Origin of the sequence: Arthrobacter terricola (assembly GCF_004354015.1) — a bacterium.
Taxonomy (GTDB): Bacteria; Actinomycetota; Actinomycetes; order Actinomycetales; family Micrococcaceae; genus Arthrobacter; species Arthrobacter terricola.
The window spans coordinates 1-25,118 of record NZ_SMRU01000020.1; the positions used below are offsets into that span (position 1 = coordinate 1).

The 25,118-nt window shown below is 65.6% G+C and carries 25 protein-coding genes and 1 riboswitch; of the genes, 15 read left to right on the forward strand and 10 right to left on the reverse strand.

The window, feature by feature from the left end:
• Together E1809_RS16415 and E1809_RS16420 are read right to left on the reverse strand one after the other, a co-directional pair.
• On the reverse strand, positions 1-243 hold a 243-nt coding region (locus tag E1809_RS16415), incomplete at its 3' end, for a helix-turn-helix domain-containing protein (protein ID WP_133204173.1).
• A 200-nt stretch (positions 244-443) separates the two neighbouring features.
• Positions 444-2,027 (reverse strand): aminopeptidase P family protein, encoded by a 1,584-nt coding sequence (locus tag E1809_RS16420; RefSeq protein ID WP_133205320.1) that lies wholly within the window; start codon positions 2,025-2,027, stop codon positions 444-446.
• Between the two features lie 80 nt (positions 2,028-2,107).
• Here E1809_RS16420 and E1809_RS16425 point away from each other — a divergent pair, with 80 nt between their 5' ends.
• Complete coding sequence (locus E1809_RS16425) at positions 2,108-2,953, forward strand: PHP domain-containing protein (RefSeq protein ID WP_133205321.1); 846 nt, start codon at positions 2,108-2,110, stop codon at positions 2,951-2,953.
• A gap of 50 nt (positions 2,954-3,003) precedes the next feature.
• Here E1809_RS16425 and E1809_RS16430 read toward each other — a convergent pair whose 3' ends face one another.
• The 4 genes from E1809_RS16430 to thiE form a co-directional block, all read right to left on the reverse strand.
• The gene (locus E1809_RS16430) at positions 3,004-3,867 is read right to left on the reverse strand and encodes a DNA-methyltransferase (RefSeq protein ID WP_133205322.1); all 864 of its coding nucleotides are present in this window, start codon (positions 3,865-3,867) and stop codon (positions 3,004-3,006) included.
• An 8-nt stretch (positions 3,868-3,875) separates the two neighbouring features.
• Complete coding sequence (locus tag E1809_RS16435; RefSeq protein WP_133205323.1) at positions 3,876-5,567, reverse strand: DEAD/DEAH box helicase; 1,692 nt, start codon at positions 5,565-5,567, stop codon at positions 3,876-3,878.
• Between the two features lie 258 nt (positions 5,568-5,825).
• Positions 5,826-7,349 carry an RNB domain-containing ribonuclease gene (locus E1809_RS16440; protein ID WP_133205324.1) on the reverse strand — a complete coding sequence of 508 codons (1,524 nt, stop codon included), beginning with the start codon at positions 7,347-7,349 and terminating at the stop codon, positions 5,826-5,828.
• A gap of 93 nt (positions 7,350-7,442) precedes the next feature.
• The gene (gene thiE, locus E1809_RS16445) at positions 7,443-8,132 is read right to left on the reverse strand and encodes a thiamine phosphate synthase (protein WP_133205325.1); all 690 of its coding nucleotides are present in this window, start codon (positions 8,130-8,132) and stop codon (positions 7,443-7,445) included.
• Between the two features lie 27 nt (positions 8,133-8,159).
• A riboswitch (TPP riboswitch) is annotated at positions 8,160-8,279 on the forward strand.
• Here thiE and thiO point away from each other — a divergent pair.
• The 4 genes from thiO to E1809_RS16465 all read left to right on the forward strand — a co-directional run bounded on the left by thiO (position 8,271) and on the right by E1809_RS16465 (position 11,057).
• Positions 8,271-9,605, forward strand: coding sequence for a glycine oxidase ThiO (gene thiO, locus E1809_RS16450; RefSeq protein WP_133205326.1), 1,335 nt, complete (start codon positions 8,271-8,273; stop codon positions 9,603-9,605). It overlaps the preceding riboswitch by 9 nt.
• Positions 9,602-9,838, forward strand: coding sequence for a sulfur carrier protein ThiS (thiS, locus tag E1809_RS16455; protein ID WP_133205327.1), 237 nt, complete (start codon positions 9,602-9,604; stop codon positions 9,836-9,838). The genes thiO and thiS overlap by 4 nt, the downstream gene beginning before the upstream one ends.
• Before the next feature lie 3 nt (positions 9,839-9,841).
• Positions 9,842-10,648 (forward strand): thiazole synthase, encoded by an 807-nt coding sequence (locus tag E1809_RS16460; protein WP_133205328.1) that lies wholly within the window; start codon positions 9,842-9,844, stop codon positions 10,646-10,648.
• Between the two features lie 61 nt (positions 10,649-10,709).
• Positions 10,710-11,057 (forward strand): 4a-hydroxytetrahydrobiopterin dehydratase, encoded by a 348-nt coding sequence (locus E1809_RS16465; protein WP_133205329.1) that lies wholly within the window; start codon positions 10,710-10,712, stop codon positions 11,055-11,057.
• Between the two features lie 94 nt (positions 11,058-11,151).
• Here the strand turns inward: E1809_RS16465 and E1809_RS16470 are convergent, their stop codons facing one another.
• From E1809_RS16470 to E1809_RS16480, 3 genes are read right to left on the reverse strand one after another with little or no spacing between them, the layout of a single operon-like run.
• A complete protein-coding gene (locus tag E1809_RS16470) occupies positions 11,152-11,454 on the reverse strand; it encodes a hypothetical protein (protein ID WP_133205330.1) in 303 nt (100 codons plus the stop codon).
• 51 nt (positions 11,455-11,505) lie between these two features.
• Positions 11,506-11,730, reverse strand: coding sequence for a DUF3107 domain-containing protein (locus tag E1809_RS16475; protein ID WP_133205331.1), 225 nt, complete (start codon positions 11,728-11,730; stop codon positions 11,506-11,508).
• A 52-nt stretch (positions 11,731-11,782) separates the two neighbouring features.
• Positions 11,783-12,439, reverse strand: a complete 657-nt coding sequence (locus E1809_RS16480) for a TetR/AcrR family transcriptional regulator (protein WP_374102704.1) — start codon at positions 12,437-12,439, stop codon at positions 11,783-11,785.
• An 87-nt stretch (positions 12,440-12,526) separates the two neighbouring features.
• Between E1809_RS16480 and moeB the strand changes: the two genes are divergently transcribed.
• Both moeB and E1809_RS16490 read left to right on the forward strand, forming a co-directional pair.
• On the forward strand, positions 12,527-13,738 hold the full coding sequence (moeB, locus tag E1809_RS16485) for a molybdopterin-synthase adenylyltransferase MoeB (RefSeq protein WP_165962348.1): 1,212 nt from the start codon (positions 12,527-12,529) through the stop codon (positions 13,736-13,738).
• 52 nt (positions 13,739-13,790) lie between these two features.
• Positions 13,791-14,777 (forward strand): SDR family NAD(P)-dependent oxidoreductase, encoded by a 987-nt coding sequence (locus E1809_RS16490; RefSeq protein WP_133205333.1) that lies wholly within the window; start codon positions 13,791-13,793, stop codon positions 14,775-14,777.
• Between the two features lie 229 nt (positions 14,778-15,006).
• On the opposite strand, the gene E1809_RS16495 is transcribed toward E1809_RS16490, so the two are convergent.
• On the reverse strand, positions 15,007-16,368 hold the full coding sequence (locus tag E1809_RS16495; RefSeq protein WP_133205402.1) for a glutamyl-tRNA reductase: 1,362 nt from the start codon (positions 16,366-16,368) through the stop codon (positions 15,007-15,009).
• A gap of 161 nt (positions 16,369-16,529) precedes the next feature.
• On the opposite strand from E1809_RS16495, the gene hemE reads away from it, so the two are divergent.
• The 8 genes from hemE (at position 16,530) to E1809_RS16535 (ending at position 25,117) form a co-directional block, all read left to right on the forward strand.
• Positions 16,530-17,687 carry a uroporphyrinogen decarboxylase gene (hemE, locus tag E1809_RS16500; protein WP_133205334.1) on the forward strand — a complete coding sequence of 386 codons (1,158 nt, stop codon included), beginning with the start codon at positions 16,530-16,532 and terminating at the stop codon, positions 17,685-17,687.
• Between the two features lie 5 nt (positions 17,688-17,692).
• Positions 17,693-19,141: a protoporphyrinogen oxidase gene (gene hemG / locus E1809_RS16505; protein ID WP_133205335.1), complete on the forward strand. Its 1,449-nt coding sequence runs from the start codon at positions 17,693-17,695 to the stop codon at positions 19,139-19,141.
• A 72-nt stretch (positions 19,142-19,213) separates the two neighbouring features.
• Positions 19,214-19,915 (forward strand): hydrogen peroxide-dependent heme synthase, encoded by a 702-nt coding sequence (gene hemQ / locus E1809_RS16510; RefSeq protein WP_133205336.1) that lies wholly within the window; start codon positions 19,214-19,216, stop codon positions 19,913-19,915.
• Complete coding sequence (locus tag E1809_RS16515; protein ID WP_133205337.1) at positions 19,912-21,156, forward strand: ferrochelatase; 1,245 nt, start codon at positions 19,912-19,914, stop codon at positions 21,154-21,156. The genes hemQ and E1809_RS16515 overlap by 4 nt, the downstream gene beginning before the upstream one ends.
• Positions 21,153-22,139 (forward strand): hydroxymethylbilane synthase, encoded by a 987-nt coding sequence (gene hemC / locus E1809_RS16520; RefSeq protein WP_133205338.1) that lies wholly within the window; start codon positions 21,153-21,155, stop codon positions 22,137-22,139. Before E1809_RS16515 ends, hemC begins: the two co-directional genes overlap by 4 nt.
• Positions 22,126-23,064: a uroporphyrinogen-III synthase gene (locus E1809_RS16525; protein WP_308166966.1), complete on the forward strand. Its 939-nt coding sequence runs from the start codon at positions 22,126-22,128 to the stop codon at positions 23,062-23,064. The genes hemC and E1809_RS16525 overlap by 14 nt, the downstream gene beginning before the upstream one ends.
• Positions 23,061-24,041 (forward strand): porphobilinogen synthase, encoded by a 981-nt coding sequence (gene hemB, locus E1809_RS16530; protein ID WP_133205339.1) that lies wholly within the window; start codon positions 23,061-23,063, stop codon positions 24,039-24,041. The genes E1809_RS16525 and hemB overlap by 4 nt, the downstream gene beginning before the upstream one ends.
• The gene (locus E1809_RS16535; protein WP_133205340.1) at positions 24,041-25,117 is read left to right on the forward strand and encodes an LLM class flavin-dependent oxidoreductase; all 1,077 of its coding nucleotides are present in this window, start codon (positions 24,041-24,043) and stop codon (positions 25,115-25,117) included. Before hemB ends, E1809_RS16535 begins: the two co-directional genes overlap by 1 nt.
• Position 25,118 lies beyond the last annotated feature (1 nt).

A 25,118-nucleotide genomic window follows, 5' to 3' on the forward strand; every position in this document is an offset into this window, starting at 1 on the left:
GTCCTGATCATGCAGCCCGGCAATCCCTGCGGACTCGTACCGGCTGCGCCACCCTATGACCGTCGTCCGTGTCGCCCCGACACGCTCGGCGATCACGGTGTTCGACAGCCCCTCCGCGGCCAGCAGCACGATCCGCGCCCGCTGGGCGAGTCCCGCCCGTCCCGCCGAGGACCTGGACAGACGATTCAACGCCTCAAAATCACCATCACGAAGACCCAGGGCAGCAGCAGGACGATTGGCCATAACCAATCCTCCCAAACACCCAAACGTCTAGCTATTAACGACACGCGACACTAGGTGCAAAATCGGTGAATCTAGGTGGTCGCAACCTCCCGTCTAGGTGCAAAACGCGGTTTACACCTAGACGGGGTTCTGCAAAACGCAAAAAGGAAGGCCACGGGATCATGGTTGATCCCGTGGCCTTCCCTTTGAGGGGGTGGCGCCTACCCTTCGGCGTCCTCGTAGATGCCGGCCATCCAGTTCTCGACGTCGTCCGCCTTACGGGGGAGTGCCGCGCTGAGGTTGACGGGGCCGTTGGCCGTCATCAGGATGTCGTCCTCGATGCGGACGCCGATTCCCCGGTATTCCTCCGGAATCGCCAGGTCCTCGTTCTTGAAGTAGAGGCCGGGTTCGATGGTGAACACCATGCCCTCGGTCAGGACTCCGTCGAGGTAAAGGTCGCGCTTCGCTTGGGCGCAGTCGTGGACGTCCAGGCCAAGGTGGTGGCTGGTGCCGTGCGGCATCCAACGGCGGTGCTGCTGGCCGTCGGGGCTGATGGCTTCCTCCACGGACACCGGGAGGAGGCCCCACTCCGCAAGGCGTTCGGCAAGCACGGTGGTGGCGGCCGTGTGGATGTCGCGGAACTTCACGCCCGGCTGGGCAGCGGCAAATCCGGCGTCGGCGGCGTCCAGGACGGCCTCGTAGACCTTGCGCTGGATATCCGTGAATTTTCCGTTGGCCGGGATGGTCCGGGTGACGTCCGCCGTGTAGAGCGAATCGGCCTCGACTCCGGCGTCCAGCAGCAGGAGCTCACCGGCCTTGACCTCGCCCGTGTTCCGGGTCCAGTGCAGCACCGTTGCGTTGTTTCCAGAGGCGGCAATGGTGTCGTAGCCAAGCTCGTTACCTTCTTCGCGTGCGCGCGCGAAGAACGCACCTTCGATGACGCGTTCGCCACGGTGGTGGGTCATGGCGCGGGGAAGGGCCCGGACGACGTCCGCGAAGCCCTCGACCGTAGCGGCCACGGCGGTCTTCATTTGCTCGATTTCCCAAGCATCCTTGAGGAGGCGCAACTCGGAGAGCGCTTCGCTGAGCAATTCGTCCAAGGCGTCGAGTTCGCTGAGGTCCAGGTTTTCCGGATCCTTGGCGGTGTTGTAGCGTGCGGTGTCCACGAGGGCGTCGATGTTGTCGTCCACTTTGCGCACCAAGCGGATGGCGACGCCGCCGATTTCGGGGGCTCCGACGTTCTTGGTGACCGCGATTTCAAGCTCATCGATGTGGGCGGTCTTGATGCCGAGCCTGGCCTCGAATTCGGCGAGCGTCGGGCGCGCTCCGATCCAGAATTCGCCCGAACGGGAGTCGGCGTAGAACTGCTCCGTGTCCCTGCCCGCCAGCGGACGGAAGTAGAGCGTCGCGAGGTGGTTGCCGCCGTCGTCGCCGGTTCCTTCCTCTACGGGTTCCAGGACGAGCACAGCGTCGGGCTCGTGGTCCAGGCCCAGGCCGGTGAGGTGGGCGAAAGCGGAATGGGGACGGAAGCGGTAGTCGCAATCGTTCGAACGGACCTTGAGAGGACCTGCCGGGATGACCAGGCGGACTGCGGGGAACTTCTCCGAGATGACCCTGCGACGGGTTGCCGCATGGTCCGCAACGGCGTCCCGTGCAGGGGTTTCCTGCGGGGCGGGAGCCCAGTTGCTGGCCATGAACGCCTTGAAGGCGTCCGACGTGGGCCGCTGGGAGCGGTTGTTGACGCGCTCCTCCAACGGCTGGGAGGCTGTGTTTTCACCGTTTTGGGTGTTATGTGCATCATTCACCGTCCCATCGTCCCATCAAGGCCGACGCTAGGCCAACGGCGCACCGGCGCAAGCGGGCCCCGATCAAATACGCTTGATGGGTGAAGATCGACCTGCACGCGCACTCCAATGTTTCCGACGGCACCGAGCCTCCCGCTGGAGTGATCGCCTCGGCGTCTGCAGCAGGCTTGGACGCCGTCGCGTTGACCGACCACGACTCCACTCTTGGCTGGGACGAGGCGTCAGTCGCGGCGCGTGAATATGGCCTGGCGTTCGTGCCGGGCATGGAGATCTCGTGCCGCACCCGGGAGGGAATCAGCGTCCACCTCCTGAGCTACCTCCACGATCCCGCGCACCCCGGCTTGCTTGACGAAATCACCAAGGCGAAGGATGCGCGGCTCACGCGCGCGAAGAGGATGGTCACGTTGTTGGCCGAGGACTATCCCTTGACTTGGGATGATGTCATCCACCACGTGGCGCCCGGTGCGACGGTGGGGCGGCCGCACATCGCCGATGCCCTCGTGGCCGCGGGCGCGGTGGCGGACCGGTCGGAGGCTTTCGCCGCGATCCTGACCTCCCATTCGCGCTACTTCGTCCAGCATTACGCGCCGGACCCCGCCATCGCCGTCGAACTTGTACGGGCGGCGGGCGGCGTAGCGGTCTTCGCCCATCCGGTCGCTTCGGCTCGGGGCCGCGTGGTGGGCGAGCGCACCTACCGCGAAATGATTGACGCGGGCCTGCAGGGACTCGAGGTCGATCACCGCGACAATCCGGAAGAAGGCCGGGCCTTCCTGCGGCGCCTTGCCGCGGAGCACGGATTGTTCATGACGGGCTCCTCGGACTACCACGGAACCGGAAAGCCCAACCTGCTGGGGGAAAACCTGACGTCTCCGGAGGTCCTGGCGTTGATCGAGGAACTCGGAACCGGGAGCAAGGTCGTCCGCTGACCGCCCGCGCCGGACGCGGGAAGTGACCGCGCCCTGGGCGGACCCGCGCCCTAGGAGGGGTGGAAGACGGCCTTTCCTTCCAACCGCTTCCGCATCACTTCGATGGCGGGGGCGTTCTGGTCCACGCACACGAACTTGCGGTCCAGTTTCGCCGCCACCGAGCCCAGCGTGCCCGAGCCGGCGAAGAAGTCCAGGCACCAATCGCCGGGCCTGCTGGACGCCGTGACGATCCTGCGGACGAGGCCCTCCGGCTTTTGCGTGGGATAGCCGGTCTTTTCCTTGCCTGTAGGCGAGACGATCGTGTGCCACCACACGTCGGTGGGGAGCTTTCCCAGTTCGCGCTTGGCCGGCGTGACGAGGCCTGGCGCCATGTATGGTTCCCGGTCCACTTCCGCGTTGTCGAAGTGGTATTTACCCGGGTTCTTGACGTACACGAGGATGTTGTCGTGCTTGGTGGGCCAGCGGTTCCTGGCCCGGGCGCCGTAGTCGTAGGCCCAGATGATCTCGTTGAGGAAGCACTCGCGGCCGAAGATCGAGTCCAGCATCACCTTGGCGTAGTGCACTTCCCGGTAGTCGAGGTGCAGGTACAGTGTTCCGTCGTCGGCGAGGAGCCGCCAGGCCTCCAGGAGGCGCGGTTCGAGGAACGACCAGTAGTCGCTGAAGGCGTCGTCGTAGCTGTGCAGGGCGCCCTTGATGGTGTCGTAGGAACGCCCCTTGAACCCGACGCGGTCGCCGTCGCCTTCGGCGTTGCGGACCATGCGCGTCTCTTGCCGCCGTTGGACGCGCCCCGTGTTGAAAGGCGGGTCCACATAGATCAGTGTGAAGGCGCCGTCCGGCAGCGTCGGGAGGAATACCGCGTTGTCCGCGTGCACCACCAGGTTGCTGCCGTCCGGCGCCCAAACAATGTCAGTCATTGAGGCCGTTAAGCCTCGGTGCTCTCGGCGGACGTGGCCGGGGTGGAGACCACTTCGCCGTTGCGCCGGCGGGTGCGCGAGCGGCGGGCACGGGCCGGCTTCTCGGTGGCTTCGCCGGACTGGGCGTCTGCAGTCTGGGCCGAACCTTCTGTTGCGGCTGCTTCGCCATTGGACGTACGACGGCGGCGCGTGCGGGTGCGTCCGCCCTCGCCCGTGCTTTCCTTCGAGGAAGCGTCTCCGGACTTGGCTGCCCGGCGTCCGTCGCGACCGCCGTCGCGCCCCGAGCGTCCGCCGGCCGAGCCGCCGCGCGAACGGGAAGTCTTCTTGCCGGTCTCGCCTAGGTCTTCGAGGACTTCCGCGTCGACTCCGGCAAGGGTGCGCTGGTTCCGGGGCAAGCGGCCCTTGGTGCCTTCCGGAATGTCGAGGTCGCTGAAGAGGTGCGGGGAGGAGGAATAGGTTTCCACGGGTTCCGGCGTGTCCAGGCCGAGGGCTTTGTTGATCAGGGCCCAGCGGGGGACTTCGTCCCAGTCCACAAACGTGACCGCGGTTCCCTTGTTGCCGGCACGGCCGGTGCGGCCAACGCGGTGCAGGTAAATCTTCTCGTCCTCGACGCACTGGTAGTTGATGACGTGCGTGACGTCGTCGACGTCGATGCCGCGGGCGGCGACATCCGTTGCCACCAGGACGTCCACTTTGTTGTTCCGGAAGGCCCGCAGGGCCTGCTCGCGCGCACCTTGGCCGAGATCGCCGTGGATGGCCGCAGCCGCGAAGCCGCGGTCGACCAGTTCCTCGGCGACTTTGGCCGCGGTGCGTTTGGTCTTCGTGAAGATGATGGTCCGGCCACGGCCGCGGGCCTGCAGGATCCGGGACACGACCTCGGTCTTGTCCATGCTGTGGGCACGGTAGATCAACTGGCGGATGTCCCGCTTGGTCAGGCCTTCGTCGTTCGGATCCGCAGCTCGGATGTGTGTTGGCTGCGTCATGTAGCGGCGGGCCATCGCGATGACCGGACCGGGCATCGTCGCGGAGAAGAGGAGGGTCTGCCGGACCGCGGGGGTGGCGGCAATGAGAGTCTCTACGTCGGGGAGGAATCCGAGGTCAAGCATCTCGTCGGCTTCGTCGAGGATGACCATCCGGACGTTCTTCAGGCTCAGGTGGCGCTGCTTGTAGAGGTCGATCAGGCGGCCCGGAGTGCCCACCACAATCTCCACGCCCTTCTGCAAGGCTTCGATCTGGGGTTCGTAGGCGCGGCCGCCGTAGATCGTGGCGATCCGGGCATTGCGCTTCCTGGAAGCGGTCTGGAGGTCGTTGGCCACCTGCACGGCGAGTTCGCGCGTGGGGACGATCACCAAGGCCTGCGGTGCACCCGGGACCGCCAGTTTGTCGTGGCCCGGATCGTCCCGTCCCACGATGCGCTGGAGGGCCGGGATGCCGAACCCGAGGGTCTTTCCGGTACCGGTCTTGGCTTGGCCGATGATGTCGTGGCCGCCGAGGGCTACCGGAAGGGTCATGGCCTGGATGGGGAACGGGTGGGTGATCCCTGCGTCGGCGAGGGATTCGACGATGTCCGCGCGGACGTTGTAGTCGGCGAAGGACTTTTCGGCTATCTCGTGGGGCGTCTCGTCCGAAGAGATGGTTTCTTCGGGCTCAATCGTTTCTGTTCCGTCTGTCAGGACTTCATGGGTGTGCAATTCACTCACGGTGGAGTTTCCTTATTCATTTAGGCCGCGCTGCGTGCTCAACGGTGGTGGCAATGCCGTTCCGGAGCACGGATGGCGCGCGGGCAAATCCAGTGGAAGCCGATCGCGGGCTATCTAAATACTGGCACTGGGGACCAGCTGGTGTATCTCAAGATCGCGTAGGGGCGGGCTTGTTGATGTCAAGAATTTAACTGAATCAACGACCGGGCATCCATTACTACCCCCACAGTCTAGCGTGAGGACGTGGGAAAACCCGGATCAGGGCTCCTGAACGCCCAAGGCATCGGCCTGGGAAAGCAGTTCGAACGTGATTTGGCGCGTGGCGATGTTGGCGTCAAGTAGCTTTACCCGGACCTTCGTCCCGGACTCGAGCTCTCCCTCGCAGCGTGCGGTGACCGCGGGCTCTGCGATCTGGACGGTGCCGTAGGGGTGGCCGTTGCCGTTACCGTTGGCGCCGTTCCCATTTCCATTGCCGTTTCCGTTGTTCTTCGAGGGCTTTGACCCGGCAATAACCACTGCGTCGAATTCCTGGCCGACATGGTTCACCAAGAGGGCAGCTTCCACGGTGTCGAGCGCGAGCCGCTCCATCCGGGCCGCAAGCTGGTCGGAAGACGCCATGATCTCCGGCAGGCTCGGCAGGGCGTCACGCGCCCACGCCGGGATCGCCGTCCCGGCACTGAGTGCTTCGCAAATGACCAGGACGAAGCGATCGATCAAGCGGCGTAGCGGAGCCGTCGTATGGGCGTACGGTGCGCCGATCGCGGACTGCATCACGCTCTCCGGTACCTTGCCGTCAAAGGGCGTGTATCCAGCGCCGCGGAAAAGCATCCCGGCCGAATGGAGGATCGCCAGTTGCCGCGGATCCTTGGCATCCAAGGTCCGCAAGTATTCGCCGTAACTGATCCCGTCATCCCACGGTTTGCCGAGCGCACCCGCCTGGCGCTTGAAATGGAGCAAGGACCGCTCATCGGGTGCCGGCATCGTGCGGAGGATTCCCACTTTGCCGTCGAGCATCAGCCGGGCCGCGGCCATCCCGGTCATGAGGGAAATTTGCGCGTTCCAGTCCTCCACCGGCAGCGACGGAGCGGCAACGATCCGGTAGCCACCGCCGTCGGGCAGTTGCACGATCTCCTGTTCCGGCATGTTCAGGCTCGCCCCGCCGCGGAGCCTTTCGAGTTCCACCCGCTTGAGCCCCACCTCCTTGAGGAGCTGAAGGACCGGATCGGCCGTTCCCGAATCGATCTCCGCCTGGACGCCCTTGTAGTTGAGCTTGGCGCGGCTCCGGACGCTTGCACGCCGGACGGAGACAGAACGGAACTCGGCGTCGGCGTCGAGGTCGAAATCCCAGACGAACGCGCTGCACGTCTGCCCGGCCAGCAGGCTCCCGGCCCGTTCGCTGATGATTTCCGGGTGCAGCGGAATCCGCCCGTCCGGAGCGTAGTAAGTCTGCCCCCGGTGGCGGGTCTCAGCGTCGAGCGCGCCACCGGGAAGCACGAACGATGGAACGTCGGAGATCGCGTAAAGAACCCGGTAACCGTTCCCCTCGCGTTCGATGAACAGGGCCTGGTCGAGATCCGTGGACGAGGCCGGGTCGATTGTGATGAACGGAATGTCCGTCAGGTCGACGGCGGGCAGCGTGTGGCGGGACACTGCGGCTTCGGCGTCGCGTAGTGCATCAGCGGGGTAGCCGGAGGGCAGCTCAAGTTCCGTGCGAAGGGCCGCAAGCGCTTCCGCCAGCGTGTTCGCGGCTTCGCTGACGTTCGGGGCTAGCTGATGTGACACGAAAGTCAGGGTAACTCCAAAAACTCCCGGAGTCTGCCAAACGGCCCCTGGGAGGCGCTGTCTCCCGGCCCGTTCCTGTTCGCGGGTGCGCGCCTACGCGGCCGCCGCGTCGAGGGCTGCCAGCAACGACTGTGCAGCCGCCGTCGGGTCCGTCGCCTCCGTGATGGCCCGCACCACGACGATGCGGCTGGCGCCCGCCTCCACGACGGCGTCGACGTTGCCGAGATCGATGCCTCCAATGGCGAACCACGGCAGCACGACGCCGCCCACGGTTTCCTCATCCGCCTTCTTCACTGCGCCGGCAGCGTACTTCAGCAACTCGAGCCCGACGGCGGTACGGCCCGGCTTGGTGGGCGTCGCCCACACGGGTCCCACGCAGAAGTAGTCGAGTCCGCTGCGGCCGGGCGATGCGGCGATCGCGGCGTCGATCTGCTCCGGCGAGTGGGTGGAGAGACCGATAACAGTGGGATCGTGGAGGAGCTTCCGGGCGGAGCGCAGCGGAATGTCCTTCTGGCCGATGTGGAACACGGGAGCCCCGGACAGGGAAGCGATGTCTGCGCGGTCGTTCACGGCCCACAAGCGGCCGTGTCGCTGTGCCACCGCATGCAGGACCTCGAGGAGTTCGAGCTCCTCGGCCGCCTCAATGCTCTTGTCCCGCAACTGGATGATGTCCACCCCGCCTTGGAACGCGGCATCGACAAATTGTTCAAAATCGCCCTGCTCCTTGCGGGCATCGGTGCAGAGGTACAGACGGGCGGTGGTGTGGACATCGTTCAGGGTCATGGAAAACAGAGTAGTTCCTCTAAACTGGGCTGGTACCGCGGGAGCCGCGGCGGCAGTCACAATCGCCGCGCGGCTGAGAGGGCTTCAGCGCCGACCGCTTGACCTGATCCGGCTAGTACCGGCGTAGGGAAGGACTCCATGGACGAGCCAAAACCCCAGAACACATTCCAGCCTGCCCTCCTGCGGGCCGACGTAGCCGTGATCGGCGGTGGAGTCATCGGCCTCGGCATCGCGTGGGAGGCCCGAAAATCCGGCCGCTCAGTTGCGCTGATCGATCCCGCGCCGGCCAGCGGCGCCACTTTCGCGGCCGCCGGCATGCTGGCGCCCGTCAGCGAATTGCATTACCAGGAAGAAGACCTCCTGGAGCTCATGCTCGAATCGTCGGCGCTTTGGCCCGGATTCGAACAATCGCTTCCGGCCTCGGCTTCCGGACATGGCACGGGATACCGCACGACGCCGACCCTCGCCGTCGGCGCGGACGCCGCGGACCGGCGCGCGCTCGCCGACCTGCGGGACGTCCAGCGTTCCCACGGCCTCCAGGTGGAGTCGGTGCCTGTCCGTGAGGCCCGGGAGCAGGAACCGCTGTTGAGTCCGCAGATTTCCTGCGCGTTCGCCATTCCCGGCGACCACCAAGTGGATCCCCGCAGGCTTACGGCCACCATCCTCGCCGCGCTGAAAGACCACGAGCCCGCCGATTCCACCTGGATCGCGGGAACCGACGACGGCGTCACTGTCCCCGACCGGGCGAAGCAGCTCTTGTGGGACAGCGGACGAGTCGCCGGAGCGGCACTCGAATCGGGTACACGAGTCCTCGCCACCGAGACGATCGTCGCCAACGGACTCGGTTCCGCCGCGCTCGGAGAATTGCCGGATGGGCTCACCCTCCCGCTCCGTCCTGTTTATGGAGACATCCTGCGGCTGCGCGTTCCGGACAAGCTCCAGCCCCTCGTGACGGCGACTGTCCGGGGCATCGTCCGCGGGGTGCCTGTGTATATCGTTCCGCGCGAAGACGGAACCGTGGTCATCGGGGCGACGCAACGGGAAGACGACCTGTCAGGCGCTGGAACATCGGACAACCCAGTGTCCGCCGGCGGCGTCTACCAATTGCTGCGCGACGCCCAAGTGCTGGTGCCCGCGGTGTCCGAACTCGAACTCCTGGAAGCAACCGCCCGCGCCCGCCCGGGCACACCGGACAACGCGCCGCTGCTGGGACGCGTCGAAAGCCCAGGAACCACGGGTCACACTGGCGGCGAGGATGTGCAGGGCCTCATCATCGCCACCGGGTTCTTCCGGCACGGCGTGCTCCTCACCCCGGCAGCCGCCCGGATCTGCGTCGACATCATGGACAACGCTGCCGATCCGCGTTGGAACAAATTCCGGCCCGGCCGCTTCTCACGACCACTCACAGGAACTGCCTCCGCCGACGGAGACCAGGACCTGACCTGCCAACACCTCTCGAAGGATTACGCATGAACATCAAACTGAACGGCGCCCAACACACCCTGGGTGAGGGCGCATCGGTCACTACTGTCGTCAGCCACATCACCGGACGCGCACTGGACGCCAACGGCCAGGCGAGCGACGGACTCAAGATCGGAGTCGCCGTCGCACGCAATTCCGAAGTGGTGCCGCGAAGCCAATGGGCGGCCACGGCGCTCGCAGAGGGCGACGAACTCGAAATCGTTACCGCAGTCCAGGGAGGCTGAACCATGACAACAACAAGCACCCAAAGTGCGGGCACTGTTATCGATTCCTTGGTGATCGACGGCGTCGAATTCAGTTCGCGCCTCATCACCGGGACGGGCGGGGCACCGAGCCTCGACGGACTGGGCGCAGCCCTGCTCGCGTCCGGAACCGAACTCACCACGGTGGCACTGCGCAGGTACTCGCCGTCGGAAACCGGCTCTCTTTTCCAACTGCTCGTAGACCACGGAATCCGCGTCCTGCCCAACACCGCCGGTTGTTTCACGGCCAAAGACGCCGTGATGACGGCCGAACTGGCCCGGGAAGCACTCGAAACGGACTGGGTGAAGCTCGAAGTCATCGCCGACGAACACACCCTCCTTCCCGACGCCGTCGAGCTCGTGGACGCAACAGAGAAGCTCGTGGACCGCGGCTTCAAGGTGTTTGCCTACACGAACGACGATCCCGTCCTCGCCCTTCGCCTGGAAAACCTTGGGGCTACCGCCGTGATGCCTCTGGGCGCACCGATTGGCACAGGCCTCGGCATCCTGAATCCGCACAACATCGAACTGATTGTGTCGCGTGCTTCCGTGCCGGTGGTGCTCGACGCCGGGATCGGCACCGCCTCCGACGCCGCCCTGGCCATGGAACTCGGTTGCGATGCTGTTCTGCTGGCTACGGCGGTCACCCGCGCACAGAACCCGGTCCAGATGGGCGAAGCCTTCAAACATGCCGTCATCGCCGGTAGGCTTGCAAGGCAAGCGGGCCGTATCCCGCGGCGGGAGCACGCATTGGCGTCCTCGGCCATGGAAGGACGCGCCGAGTTCCTCTAGCGGCATTCAGCCCGTTGCGTAAAGCCTCCAGGAACGGAGGCACGGCGGGGAAGGAACGAACATGGCGGGCAAGGACCAAATCCTCACCGGACCGGCGCTCGACGCCGCCCTGGCGGCGCTGCCGGACTGGAAATACCGCTCTGGTGCGGTGGTCACCGTCTTCAAATGCCCGACGTCGGCTGCCGCGCTTGAGCTGATTGCCGCCGTCGGGCGCATCGCTGAGGCCCAGAACCACCACCCGGACCTGGACTGGCGCTACAACCGGGTGTTCGTCCGCTACAGCTCGCACGATGCCGGCGGTGAGGTGACCGAGCGCGACATCAGCGCGGCCACCGAGGTGGGCAGGACCGCCCGGGAACTTGGAGCGGCGCCTCAGCCGGAACGCTACCCCGATACCGAGCCGGGTTAGACGGTCTTGACGTTAAGCAACAGTGACGTTAAACAACAGTGACCACGCACCGCCGGTGCGTGGTCACTGTTGCTTCGCTGCCGCTAAGTCGCGGTCAGAGCTTCAGGGCTGCCGTCAGCTTCTTGAGGTCGTGCTTTGCCCGGGTACGGCCCAGGAAGAACGCCAGCAAGATAGCCGCCACAGTGCCCAGGGCGATCGGCAAAACCCAAGGAATCCAGGTCACTCCGGGCAGATAGCCAAAGCCGAGTTGGATGAAGACCATCCAACTAAGCATGGCAACGGCCACCGAGGCGCCTGCGGGCAAGGCGATTCCATACGTTCCACGGCGTTTGTCGTTGCCCCAGACGATGAAGCCCGTGGCGACAGTGGCTAGCACCACGATGACAAGTGAAAGCATGCGGACTCCTGGCTCGCTGGTGTTCCTGAAATTGCCGGCGTCGGGTGTTGCCTAGAGGGCGCCGAAGCCGACGCGGCGAACTTCCTCGGCGCCGATCTCCACATAGCCCAGGACGCTGCCGGGAACGATGACCTGGCGCCCCTTCTCATCCGTCAGGCGCAGGTCCTTGCCGCTGGAAATGGCCTCGCCCACGATCTTGGCAACGGCGTCGGCATCCAACGCGGACTCCAGCACGATCTCACGGCCAACGTTCTGAATGCCGATCTTTATTTCCACAGCAGGGCCTCCCAGCCAATCAAAAGAATTTACTCAGTGCTCTATTTGTAGCTTAGGACTCTTTGGGGAAGCGACTGATTCCGCGCCAAGCTAAACGGTAGATCAAGTCGCTCGCCACATCGATGTCCAGGTTGCCGTCCGTCTCCAGCCAATACCGGGCGCTCACCTGCGCCATCCCGGCAAGGCCGCGGCCCAGCAATTGGGCCTCCAAGTGCGGCAGCTTGGTGTCTTCGGCAATCACCTTCGCGACGGCATCGGCAAACGTCCGGTTGAAAGTCTCCAACCTGGAACTGACATCGGGGTCGTTGATGAGGTCCGATTCGAAGACCAGCCGGTGGGCCTGGTCGTCGCTCGCAATAAAGCGGTAGTAGGCACGCATGACGGCCTGGACACGTTCCTTGTTGTCCGACGTCGAGTTCAGCGCAGTGAGCATCAAGTCCGTGAGCGTGGCCAGGTGGCTGTCCAGGAGGGCCATGTAGAGGTCCCGCTTCGAGGGGAAGTGCTGGTAGAGGACGGGCTTGCTGACGTGCGCCGTCTCCGCGATTTCGTCCATGGCCGCGCCATGGAAACCGTTGGCGACGAATACCTCCAAGGCGGCGTTCAAGAGTTGGGCCCTGCGCTCATCGCGGGGCAGCCTCGCCGAGCGCTGCGATACGGTCCGATCAGGCTTGACCTGGGCCTCCTGTTTGGTACGTGAACTCTCAGCCACTTGTCTGCCGCCTTTCCCCTTTGCAGTTATGACCACAATACTGCGCGGTAATATGACCTGGCGGCAGCGGCAGGGATACTTTGAAGTATGGCCACTACTTTTGCTGCCCAATCCTTGCCGTCTCCGACCTCGTCCACTTTGCCCCCGCTGGTGGAACCGGCGGATGCGCTGACTACGGAAGAGGTTGAGCGGTACTCGCGCCACCTCATTATTCCCGAAATCGGAGCGACGGGTCAGCGGCGTCTCAAGAACGCCAAGGTACTCGTAATCGGCGCCGGGGGACTGGGCTCTCCGGCGTTGCTTTACCTGGCGGCCGCCGGAGTGGGGACGCTGGGCATCGTGGACGACGACGCCGTCGACCTCAGCAACCTGCAGCGCCAGATCATCCACGGCGTGGGCGACGTCGGCCGGCCGAAGATCGAGTCCGCGCGGGACGCCATCAAGGCGCTTAACCCGCTGGTGAACGTCCAGTTGCACGACGCCCGCCTGGACTCGTCCAACGCCCTTGAGCTTTTCTCCGGCTACGACCTCATCCTCGACGGCGCGGACAACTTTGCCACCCGTTATCTCGTGAACGACGCCGCGGCCATTCTCGGTAAGCCGTATGTGTGGGGGTCGATCTTCCGCTTCGACGGCCAGGTGAGCGTGTTCTGGGACAAGTATGGACCCAGCTACCGCGACCTTTACCCCGAAGCCCCTCCGGCCGGTTCTGTCCCGTCCTGCGGTGAAGGCGGCGTGTTCGGCATGCTGTGCGCCGCCGTCGGATCCCTCATGGTGACGGAGGCAGTCAAGCTGATTACCGGCGTCGGGCGCTCCATGCTGGGGCGAGTGGCGCTCTATGACGCGCTCGGCGGCAGCTGGCGCGAGATCAAAGTGTCCAAGGATCCCGCAGCCGAGCCGATTACCGAATTGACGGATTATGAAGCGTTTTGCGGAATCACGCCCGAGCCCGCCGCCGGCGCCGTCCGAACTGTGACTGCTACCGAATTGTCCGGGATGCTCGCGGCGCGCGCTGCCGGCGAACGCGACTTCGAGTTGATCGACGTCCGGGAAGCGGGCGAGCACGAGATTGTGAGCATCGACGGCTCGGTGCTCATCCCGCAAGGACGCATCCTGGCCGGGGAAGCGTGGGCGGACCTTCCGCAAGACAAGGACATTGTGTTCCACTGCAAGGGTGGCACGCGCTCGGCGGCCGTGCTTGCGGCGGCGCAGCGCGCCGGTTACACCCGCGTCAGCCATCTCGACGGCGGGATCCTGGCGTGGGTGCGCGACGTCGAACCGGCCAAGCCGGTGTACTGAGCAGTACCCTTCGGGGCGGAATTCCCATTGGACGGAAACGAAAGGCCTTGACGTGAGCGAAGAATCCACACCTCAGCAGCCCATTGGATCGGGGTTCGGGCACTATTCCAACGCCAGGGAGGTCATCGAGGGCATCGACCTGCATGGCAAGACCGCGATCGTCACGGGAGGCTATTCCGGGCTCGGCCTCGAAACCGTGCGGGCGCTGAGTTCGGCCGGTGCGCGGGTGACCGTTCCCGCGAGGCGGCCCGAACACGCCCGGGAAGTGCTTGCGGCAGCCGGCCTTGCCAGCGCGGACGTGACGGTCGAGGCCTTGGATTTGGCGGACCAGGAAGCCGTGAAGGACTTCGCGACGCGGTTTCTCGCCGCCAACCCGACGCTGGACATCCTCATCAACAACGCGGCCATCATGGCGAGCCCGGAACAACGCATCGGCCCCGGTTGGGAATCGCAGTTCGCCACGAACCATTTGGGCCACTTCACCCTCGTCAACACACTCTGGCCCGCCTTGGCTGCTGCCGGTTCGGCCCGCGTGGTCGCATTGTCCTCCACAGGGCACAAGCTTTCGCCAGTCCGCTTCGAGGACATCAATTTCGACGCCGGATACGACAAATGGAAGGCCTACGGTCAGGCGAAGACAGCAAATGCGTTGTTCGCGGTCCAACTGGACCGCTTGGGTAAATCCGCCGGCGTCCGGGCTTTTGCCGTGCATCCCGGCGGCATCATGACGGAGTTGCAGCGTCACCTGCCCCGCGAAGAAATGGTTGCCGCAGGATGGATGGATGCCGAAGGCAACGTACGGGAAGGGTTCAAGACTCCCGAGCAAGGAGCTGCGACATCGACTTGGGCTGCGACCTCCCCGGCCCTCGAAGGAAAGGGCGGGGTGTATTGCGAAGACTGCGATATCGCCAAGCCCACAGATCCGGAATCCCCCCTTGCCCGGTACCAAGGGGTCGATGCGCACGCAATTGACCCGGAAGCCGCGGCACGGTTGTGGGAAGTTTCGGCGGAAATGACCGGAGTCAACGCGTTCGCCTGACCCTGTCCTTACCTAGGGACATGCTCATTCTTTGTGGCGAAGGATGGGCATAGCGGGGTTGTGCCCAGTGGTGGCCGTGAGCGCGGCGCATGCTCATTGGCTTGGGTGCGTTATGCCCGTCGGTGCCGGCGAACGTGGAGCATGCTCGGTGTTTGTGGTGAGGGATGGGCATAGCGGGGTTATGCCCAGTGGTGGCCGTGAGCGCGGAGCATGCTCAGGGGGAGTGGGGTTAGGCGCTCTCCGCGCGAAGCCCGCCGGGACCGCCGCCGGGACCCATTTCCTCGGCTTCGGGCTCGTGATCTACCGGGCATTCGGCAGCCGGAGCCTTGGGGGGCCGCTGCTCAACCTGGATGCCGTATAGCGCTTCCAGGGCCGCGACGTACTCGTCCTGCTGGCCGTTGGCGGCGAGCTCACGGGCACGAACCGTGGGGATGTGGAGCAATTGCTTGACCATGCGGCGCAAAGCGAACTCCACCTCTTCAGCGGCGGCAGTGCAACCGTGGCGGGCCCGGACTTTCTCCATCTCGGCGTCGAGCACGTTCATGGTGTGCCGCCGCAAGGCCACGATGGCGGAATCGGCCGAGCGGGCTTCGCGTGCCTGCTCGAAGGCAGTCGCAGCGCCGGACACAATCGTGCTCGCCTGGGCCAGCGATTCCGCCTGTTCCTGGGGTGCAGCCAATCGGACGGATTCGAGCGTCAGGAGCTCGACGCCGTCGAGCTCGCCGACCGCGGGATCGAAATCGTGGGTGAGTGCGAGGTCGATCGCGATGAGGGTCTGCGTGGACGACTCGCGCACCTTCGCGAGGTCGGCGGCCTCAACCCGGGTATCCGAGCCGCTGCAGCCGATCATGACGTCAGCCGCGGCGACGGCGGCTGGAAGAGTTTCGGCGTCGAGCGCTGTTCCGCCACGCGTTGCCACGAAAGCCTCGGCCCGGCCGGAGGAGGAGTAGACGGAGACGTCGGTGCAGCCACGTTCACGGAGCAAGGACATGGTTGCGCCGGCGTAGGCGCCCGTCCCGAAGACCACCACTTTCTTCGTGGTCCAATCGGTGCTGTCCGAGAGGTCGGTGGCGAGGTCAAGTGCCACTGACACGATGGACAATCCCCGTGATCCCAAAGCCGTCTGCGCTCCAACGTCCTTGGCGGTCTTCGAAGCCGCCTGGAACAGGCGCACCAGTCCGGAACTCGCCGTTCCTTCGTGCTGGGCGGTGATCAGGGCGCGGCGGACCTGGCCGGCGATTTCGCGTTCTCCGACGACGGCGGAATCCAGTCCGGCGCTGACGGCGAAGAGGTGCCGGCTGACTTCCGGGCCGCTCCGGGTGCTGAAGGCATGGGAGACCACTTGCTCGTTGAGTCCGCTCAGGCTGCTGATCTGGCTGATCAATTCCGAACGGGCCGCCTCAAGGTTGTCCGCATGGGGCGTCTCGCCGTAGATTTCGTAGCGATTGCAGGTCGCAAGGACCACGGCGCCCGAAACGAGTTGGGAATCGGCGAGGGCGGAGGAGGCAACCTCAGATGAACCGTTGCTCAATTGAGCGACGGTCTCGAGGTCGATGTCGGCGTGTGTAGCCACCAATGAGAAAAGAACCACAGCAAGAGTCATCATAGCTTTTTCGGTGCCCTGTAGAACAATGCTTCAGCCGTGGTTCTTCGCACGCATCAGAGTGACCCGCGTCACTTCGGGCGAATCCCCGGTGGAACAGGACAAGCTGTCGTTATCTTTTGCCCCCGATTTTCGGCACAATCGAAGGCATGACTTCCAGCTCCGCACTGCCGCCGTCCGTGTCGGTCAACTCCGTGCCGGCCCCCTCCGCACCTGCCCAAGACGTAGCCGGCACTGCCGTTTCCGGCCTCGGCGAGAACCACCCGCTGATGGATGGCCGCACTGCGGACTCCCCGCTTATCCAGGCATACCGCGGCGGGGCACCTTCGCGGCGTCCTGTATGGTTCATGCGGCAGGCGGGCCGATCGCTCCCGGAGTACCTCAAGGTCCGCGAGGGCATCGCGATGCTCGATTCGTGCCTTCGTCCCGAACTCGCATCGGAAATCACGCTGCAGCCCGTCCGCCGCCACGACGTCGATGCCGCCATCTTCTTTTCCGACATCGTCATCCCGCTCAAGCTGGCCGGTGTCGGCGTTGACATCGTTCCCGGCGTCGGGCCTGTCCTGGACAAGCCGATCCGGACGGCTGAGGACATCGCAGCCCTGCCGAAACTGAGCTGGGAAGCCCTCGAACCCATTCGCGAGGCCGTCCGCCTGACGGTCGCCGAACTCGGCACCACCCCGTTGATCGGTTTCGCCGGCGCGCCGTTCACCCTCGCCGCGTACATGGTTGAAGGCAAGCCGTCCCGCGACCACCTCGGCCCCCGCACCATGATGCACGCCGATACGGATACTTGGACGGCCCTGGCCAACTGGGCCGCGGACGCTTCGGGCATGTTCCTCCAAGCCCAGCTCGAAGCCGGTGCATCCGCAGCTCAGCTGTTCGACTCGTGGGCCGGATCCCTCGGCCTGAACGACTACTCGAAGTACGTCGCCCCGGCGTCTAGCCGCGCGCTTGACCACGTCCGCCACTTGGGCGCGCCCCTGGTTCATTTCGGGACCGGAACCTCCGAGTTGCTCGTCGCCATGCGCGACGTGGGCGTTGACGTTGTGGGCGTGGATTACCGGCTGCCGCTGGACGAAGCGAACCGGCGGCTTGGCGGCAGCGTGCCGCTTCAAGGGAATATCGACCCCGCCCTCTTGTCTGCTCCTTGGGAGATCCTGGAAGCCCACGTCCGGGGCGTGATCGCCGCTGGCTCAGTCGCGCCCGGCCACGTGGTGAACCTGGGCCATGGCGTTCCCCCCGAAACCGATCCGGCTGTCCTGACCCGGGTTGTGGAACTCATCCACTCGATCCCCGTGGGGTAACGGGCATGCGCGATAAAACGGCGCCCCTGCAGGCACTGGTTGTTGGCGGAGGAATTTCCGGACTTCTCGCCGCCCGCTCTTTGGCGAAGCTCGGCGAGCGCGTCACGGTGCTGGAGGCAAGCAACGCTTGGGGCGGGTGCGTCGGGAAGCATACCGTTGGCGGTCTTGGGCTCGATAGCGGTGCCGAGTCCTTTGCTACCCGGTCCACCGCGGTAGCTGACCTCGCCCGCGAACTGGGGCTGGGGAACAACATAGTCTCACCCCGCCCCGGAGGCGCCTGGGTGCAGTTGCCCGACGGCGCGCAGGAGCTTCCCAAGACCGGCGTCCTCGGCATCCCCGCCAATCCCTGGGACCCCGAAGTGCGGCGCTCGCTCGGCCTCGCCGGGTCCTTGCGGGCATCGCTCGACCGCTTCCTGCCCGCCTCCGTGGGCACCTCGGCAGAGCTGACGAGTGTCTCCGCGTTGGTCCGCTCGCGGATGGGCAAGCGCGTGCTTGAGCGGCTTGTGTCGCCCGTGGTCGGAGGAGTGCACTCGGCTGATCCCGGCCTGCTTGACGTCGACATGGTGGCGCCCGGGTTGCGTGCGGGATTGCGCAAGCATGGTTCGTTGGCCGCGGCCGTGGCGAATCAGCGCAAGACGGCTCCGGCTCCGGCTGCCCAGGCCTCCAACGGTGCGGCGACCGCGAAAGCCGGATCCGCCGTCGGGGGCTTGAAGGGCGGCATGAACACACTCGTGACCGCCCTCGTGGCTGAGTTGCGATCCTTGGGTGTTGTTCTTCGACCTGGTGCCAGGGTGGATTCCATCACGCGCTCCGGCAAGGAGTGGCGCGTCATGGCCGGGGATGAAGCGTACGACGCCGGACGGCTCGTAGTTGCGCTCGAAGGTCCGACCGCCGTCGGGCTACTTGAGTCCTCGGTTCCCGGGCTTTCAGGCCTGCGGCCTGCCGCTGGCCCTTTGGTAAGCCTCGTGACCCTGGTGGTTGATGTTCCCGAACTGGACCGTCGGCCCCGGGGCACGGGCATACTCGTGGCGCCGCAAACCGCCGGCATCGAAGCGAAGGCGCTCACCCACGCCACCGCTAAATGGGACTGGCTGGCCGAAGAAGCCGGGCCCGGCACCCATGTGTTGCGCTTGTCATATGGGCGTGGCGAAGGCGAGGGTGCCCCGGAATCGGTGGCCGCGCTCGATGACGACGCATTGTTTGCGGCGGCGCTACGGGATGCTTCGACGTTGCTGACAGTGCCGATCGCCCGCGAAGATGTCCTCGATTGGGACGTTGTCCGGTGGGCGGGTGCTTTGCCGTTCGCGGCTGTCGGTCACAAACAACGGGTTGCCGAAGTTCGGCGGATTTGTGCCGGGGCGGAGGGCTTGACCGTTGTTGGGGGCTGGCTGGCCGGAAACGGCTTGGCTGCCGTGGTTGCGGATACCCGGGCTCAGATCGGCGCAACATTGTGAAATAAAGCACTTCTACGTGCTGTAGAAGATCTTTATTTCGACTTAGGGGCATCGACGGGGCAAACTTGTACCATGAGCCACACTTTCGCCGAATCTGTCACTAAAACTGCCGAAACCGAGGAGCAGTTCTTCACGCTGTGGACCGTCTTCAAGCGGTCGGGCGAGGTTCCGCGCAGCGCCGACGCTGTCCAGGAATTTGAGCAACTGACCGAAAAGCTTGCAGCGGACGGCGTCGTCCTGCGGGGAAGCTACGACGTCTCCGCGATGCGTTCCGACGCCGACGTCATGGTGTGGCTCCACGGAGCCCGGGCCGAGAACCTGCAGCAGGCCGTCCGGGACATCCGCCGCAGCGCCCTCTTCGGCGGCACCGAGATCGTCTGGTCCGCCATGGGTGTGCACCGCGAAGCCGAATTCGCCAAGAACCACGTCCCCGCCTACGCCCGCGGCGTCCAGCCCAGCACGTGGCTCTGCGTCTACCCGTTCGTCCGTTCCTATGAGTGGTACATGCTGCCCGCCGAAGAGCGCGGCAAGATGCTCCGCGACCACGGCATGCTGGGCCGTGACTTCCCGCAGGTCATCTCCAACACCGTTTCCTCCTTCGCGCTGGGCGACTGGGAATGGATCCTCGGCCTCGAAGCTCCCGAACTCGTCGACTTGGTGGACCTCATGCGCCACCTGCGCGCAACCGACGCCCGCAACCACGTCCGCGAGGAAATCCCGTTCTACACCGGCCGCCGCATCGACGCCGCAGAGATTGCCGAGGTCCTCGCATGAGTGGCCGCCACGCCAGCGGGCCGGCGAGCCTCACCGAAGTGAACGATGTTACCGAGGCCGGACGCATGGCTCCCAAAGACTACGACGCCATCCTGCTTGCGTCTTTCGGCGGACCCGAAGGACAGGAAGACGTCATCCCCTTCCTGCGGAACGTCACCCGTGGCCGCGGAATCCCGGATGAACGCCTCGAAGAGGTATCGCACCACTACCGCGCTTTCGGCGGCATCAGCCCCATCAACCAGCAAAACAGGGACCTCAAAGCTTCGCTTGAGGCCGAGCTCGCGTCCCGCGGCATCGACCTTCCGGTGTTGTGGGGCAACCGTAACTGGGATCCCTACATTCCGCAGACGCTCCAGGACGCGTACGACGCCGGCCACCGCAAACTGCTGATGGTCACCACGAGCGCCTACTCCTGCTACTCCAGCTGCCGCCAGTACCGCGAGGACATCGGCATGGCCCTGACGGAGACCGGCCTGGACGGCAAGCTTGAGGTGGACAAGGTCCGCCAGTACTTCGACCACCCGGGCTTCGTGGAGCCGTTCGTGGAAGGCACTGCTGCCGGGCTCGTCGAAGTGCGGGAGAAGCTGGCCGCGGCCGGCCTCGAGGACGCTCCGATCCAGATCCTTTTCGCCACGCACTCCATCCCGACGCGCGACGCCGAAGCTGCCGGACGGTCCGAAGGGGAACCCCGGGAGTTCGAGGAAGGCTCGGCCTACGTGGCCCAGCACCTCGCTGCCGCCACAGAGGTCATCCAGCGCGTCCAGGCCGAATCCGGACTCACGGCTCCGTGGTCCCTTGTCTACCAGTCCCGCTCGGGCGCGCCGCATGTTCCGTGGCTTGAGCCCGACATCAACGACGCCATCGAAGAGCTTGCCGGGCAGGGGATCAAGGGCATCGTGATCGTTCCCCTCGGCTTCGTCTCGGACCACATGGAAGTGGCTTGGGACCTCGATACAGAGGCCCTGGAAACCTGCACGAACCTGGGCATCGCCGCGACCCGCGTTCCTACCCCCGGCACACACCGCAAATTCGTGTCCGGCCTCGTGGACCTCGTGTGCGAACGGACGGTCGCCAACAACATTGCCGACCGCCCCGCTACGACCAGCCTCGGCCCGTGGTACGACGTCTGCCGTCCGGGCTGCTGTGCCAACTTCCGCGGCGAAAAGCCAACCATTGCGGGTGCGGATACCACCATCGGCACGGGCCATGACCCTTACCCCGTGGGAGAAGGGGCGAAATGACCGTCCGGATCGGGACACGCGCGAGCAAACTCGCGCTCACACAGAGCCAGCAGGCCGCGGACCAGTTGGCCGCCGTCGGGGGCTTCTCCGTGGAACTTGTACACATCAAGACCGAAGGCGACGTCCGGACCGGCTCGCTTTCCCAGATGGGCGGCACCGGCGTGTTCGTTGCCGCCCTCCGGGAGGCGCTCCTGGCTGATGTATGCGATGCCGCGGTGCACTCCCTGAAGGACCTCCCGACGGGGGCGGCTCCCGGCCTCACCATCGGGGCGACGCCCAAGCGCGTGGATGTCAGGGATGTCCTGTGCGCACGCGACGGGCTGAAGCTGGCAGACCTTCCGGAAGGAGCGAAGGTCGGTACCGGCTCCCCGCGCCGCGCGGCGCAGTTGCGCGCCGCCCGGCCGGACCTGGACGTCGTGGACATCCGCGGAAACGTGGACACCCGGCTCGGACGCGTTCCCGGCCTCGCCGGCAACGCACCGGAGGCACTGGTTCCCGGAAAGAGCGGCGACCTTGACGCCGTCGTCCTCGCCGCAGCGGGGCTGGAACGGATCAACAGGCTTGACGTCGTGACGGAATTCTTCGAGACCGACGTCATGCTTCCTGCTCCGGGCCAAGGATCGCTCGCGATCGAGTGCCGGACAGCCGACGCTCCCGGCCAACCGGGTCCGGCCGGCGCGCTCGCCCAGGCACTCGCCGCCCTGAACGACGAAGACACGCGCTTGGCCGTCACTGCCGAACGGGCCGTCCTCGCACGGCTTGAGGCCGGTTGCGCCGCGCCTGTGGGCGCCTACGCCTACCGGAAGGGCAGCATGCTGCACCTCGAAGCCATTGTCTGCGCAGTTGACGGAACCAAGACCGTTCGCGAGAAGAAAGCGACGGACGGGCTCACCGAGGTCGGTGCGACGCTGCTGGGCATCGAAGTTGCCGAACTCCTGCTCGCGGCGGGGGCGGCGGAAATCACCGACCTTGCCGCTTCCTGAACTGGCAGTGGAACAGGGCCAACAGGAGACCATGGGACGGCACAGCGCAGCCAAGCCAGGAGAGGCCCGGGCGCTCGAGGGCGCCCGGATCCTCATCACACGCAGTCCTGACCGGGCTGCGTCGCTCGTGGCGGCCTTGAAGGAGGCCGGCGCCGAACCGTTGCTCCTCCCGTTGATCGACTTCGAGCGCGCCCGTGACCAGCATTCCCTCGAAGTCGCCCTCGACGCATTGCGCGCAGGGGCCTTTGCTTGGCTGGTGGTCAGCAGCATCACCACGGTACGGGCGCTGAAGGAACTGGCGACCGAGCGGCGCGTGGAGCTGAGGGACCTGATTCCCGAAACGGTCCGCGTGGCGACGATCGGTCCATCCAGCCGAAGGGTCCTGGAGGCCGAAGGTGTCGCCGTGGACCTCGCACCCGAGGACGTGCAGTCCGCCGCTGGACTGGTGGCCGTCTGGCCGTCAGGAACAGCCACCGTTCTCTTGCCCCAAGCGGACATCGCCGACTCCGCGTTGGCAGCCGGGATCAGTGCCAAAGGAGCGGAAGTCCAGGTGGTGACGGCCTACCACACCGTCGACTACCCGGCGGATCCCGCACGCCGGCTCACTGCCGCGCTCGTCGCGGCGAACGGCTGGCAAGCCGGGGAACTGAACGAAGCCCCCGAACTCACCCCGGCAGCCGCCCGGGGCGATATTTCCAGCGGCCGGCTCCACGCCGTCGTCGCCGCCTCGCCGAGCGCTGCCCGCCGCATCCACGAGTCACTGGCGCCCCTGCGGGAGTGCCGCTTCATTGCGATCGGGCGTTCGACGGCGGCAGAGGCTGCCGCGCTTGGCCTGCCTGTCGCGGCGACGGCCAAAGAGCCGACGCCTGCAGGGATAGTGACCGCCCTCCGTACCGTATTCGACACCGAAGGGAACGAAAGTTGAGTTTTCCCAACCACCGGCCGCGCCGGCTCCGCACTACCCCTGCCATGCGCCGGATGACCGCCGAACACCGGCTCGCGCCCGCGGACCTCATCCTGCCCGCCTTCATCCGTGAAGGAATCACCGAGCCCGCACCCATCACGTCCATGCCCGGCGTCGTGCAGCACACCACGGATTCGCTCAAGCGCGCCGCCGCGGAAGCCGTGGAGCTGGGAGTCAGCAGCATCATGCTGTTTGGCGTTCCCGCTGTCCGCGACGCCCGGGGCACGGCATCGCTCGATCCCGACGGCGTCCTCAACAAAGCGATCCGCGATGTCCGCGCAGAGGTTGGCGACGACCTCGTGGTCATGGGCGATGTGTGCCTGGACGAGTTCACCGACCACGGCCATTGCGGGGTCCTCGACGCCAACGGTTACGTAGACAACGACGCGACCCTGGAAATCTACGCGCAAATGGCGGTGGCCCAAGCCGACGCCGGCGCCCATGTCCTTGGCCCCTCCGGGATGATGGACGGCCAGATCGCCGTGATCCGCCAGGCACTTGAAGTGGCGGGACACAAGAACACGGCGGTCCTCGCCTACGCGGCAAAGTACGCCTCCGCGTTTTACGGTCCGTTCCGCGAAGCCGTCGACTCCCAGCTCAAGGGCGACCGCCGGACCTACCAGATGGATGCGGCCAACCGGCGTGAGGCCATCATCGAGGTCGAACTTGACCTTGAGGAAGGCGCCGACATGGTGATGGTCAAGCCGGCCATGAGCTACCTCGACATCCTGGCCGACGTCGCGGACATGAGCCCCGTTCCCGTTGCCGCTTACCAAATCTCCGGAGAGTACGCCATGATCGAAGCGGCCGCCGCGAACGGGTGGATCGACCGCCGCGGCGCCATCACCGAATCCGTCCTAGGCATCAAGCGCGCCGGTGCGGACATGGTGCTGACGTACTGGGCCTCCGAGCTCGCCGGCTGGCTCAGGGAATCCTGATGACTACCTCGGTTTCCGGGCCCACTGCTCCGGTGGGTCCGGGAGAGATCCTCCTCGGGTTGAATACTTTCGGTGATGCGGGGGTGGACGCCGAAGGCAACCCGAAACCGCACGCCCGGGTGCTGCGGGAGCTGCTCGCACAAGCCGAGTTGGCGGACGCCGTCGGACTTCACGCGTTTGGCGTGGGCGAGCATCACCGTCGCGACTTCGCGGTCTCGGCCCCGGAAGTGTTCCTCGCCGCGGCTGCGGCCCGGACCTCCCGCATCCGGCTCGGTTCCGCCGTGACGGTGCTCAGTTCCGACGACCCCATCCGGGTATTCCAACGTTTTTCCACCGTCGACGCGCTCTCCAACGGCCGCGCCGAAGTGATGCTGGGACGCGGCTCCTTCGTGGAATCCTTCCCGCTGTTCGGCCTTGACCTCGCCGACTACGAGCTCCTTTTCGAAGAGAAACTGGATCTGTTCGACAAGGTCCGCGCCCAGCAACCCGTGCATTGGGAGGGCAGGACCCGGCCGAACGTGCACGGCCTGAGTGTCTTCCCGCAGTTGGAAAACCACCTGTTGCCCACGTGGATCGGCGTTGGCGGCACTCCTGAATCCGTGTTGCGCTGTGCCGAGTACGGCTATCCGATCATTTTTGCCATCATCGGCGGAGAACCGCGACGTTTTGCCCCGCTCGTCGGGCTTTACCGCGAAGCGATGGGCAAATACGGTCACCCCATGCAGCAGATCGCCACGCATTCACCGGGCCACGTCGCGCCGAGCGACGAGGAAGCCCGCGAGGAGCTCTTCCGGCATTGGCTCGCCCAGCGCAACCGGATCGGCGCGGAGCGCGGCTGGGGCCCGGCGAGCCGGGGCGAATTCGACGCCATGTGCGGTCCGGAAGGTGCGCTCTACGTCGGCTCTCCGGAGACCGTTGCCCGGAAGATCGTACGGCTGAAGGAAAACCTCCGCGTCGACCGATTCGACCTTAAGTACAGCAACGGGACGCTGCCCCACGAATCCATGATGCGCTGCATCGAACTCTTCGGCACGGAGGTCGCCCCGCGTGTAGCGGAGCTCCTTGCCGCGGCCTGAG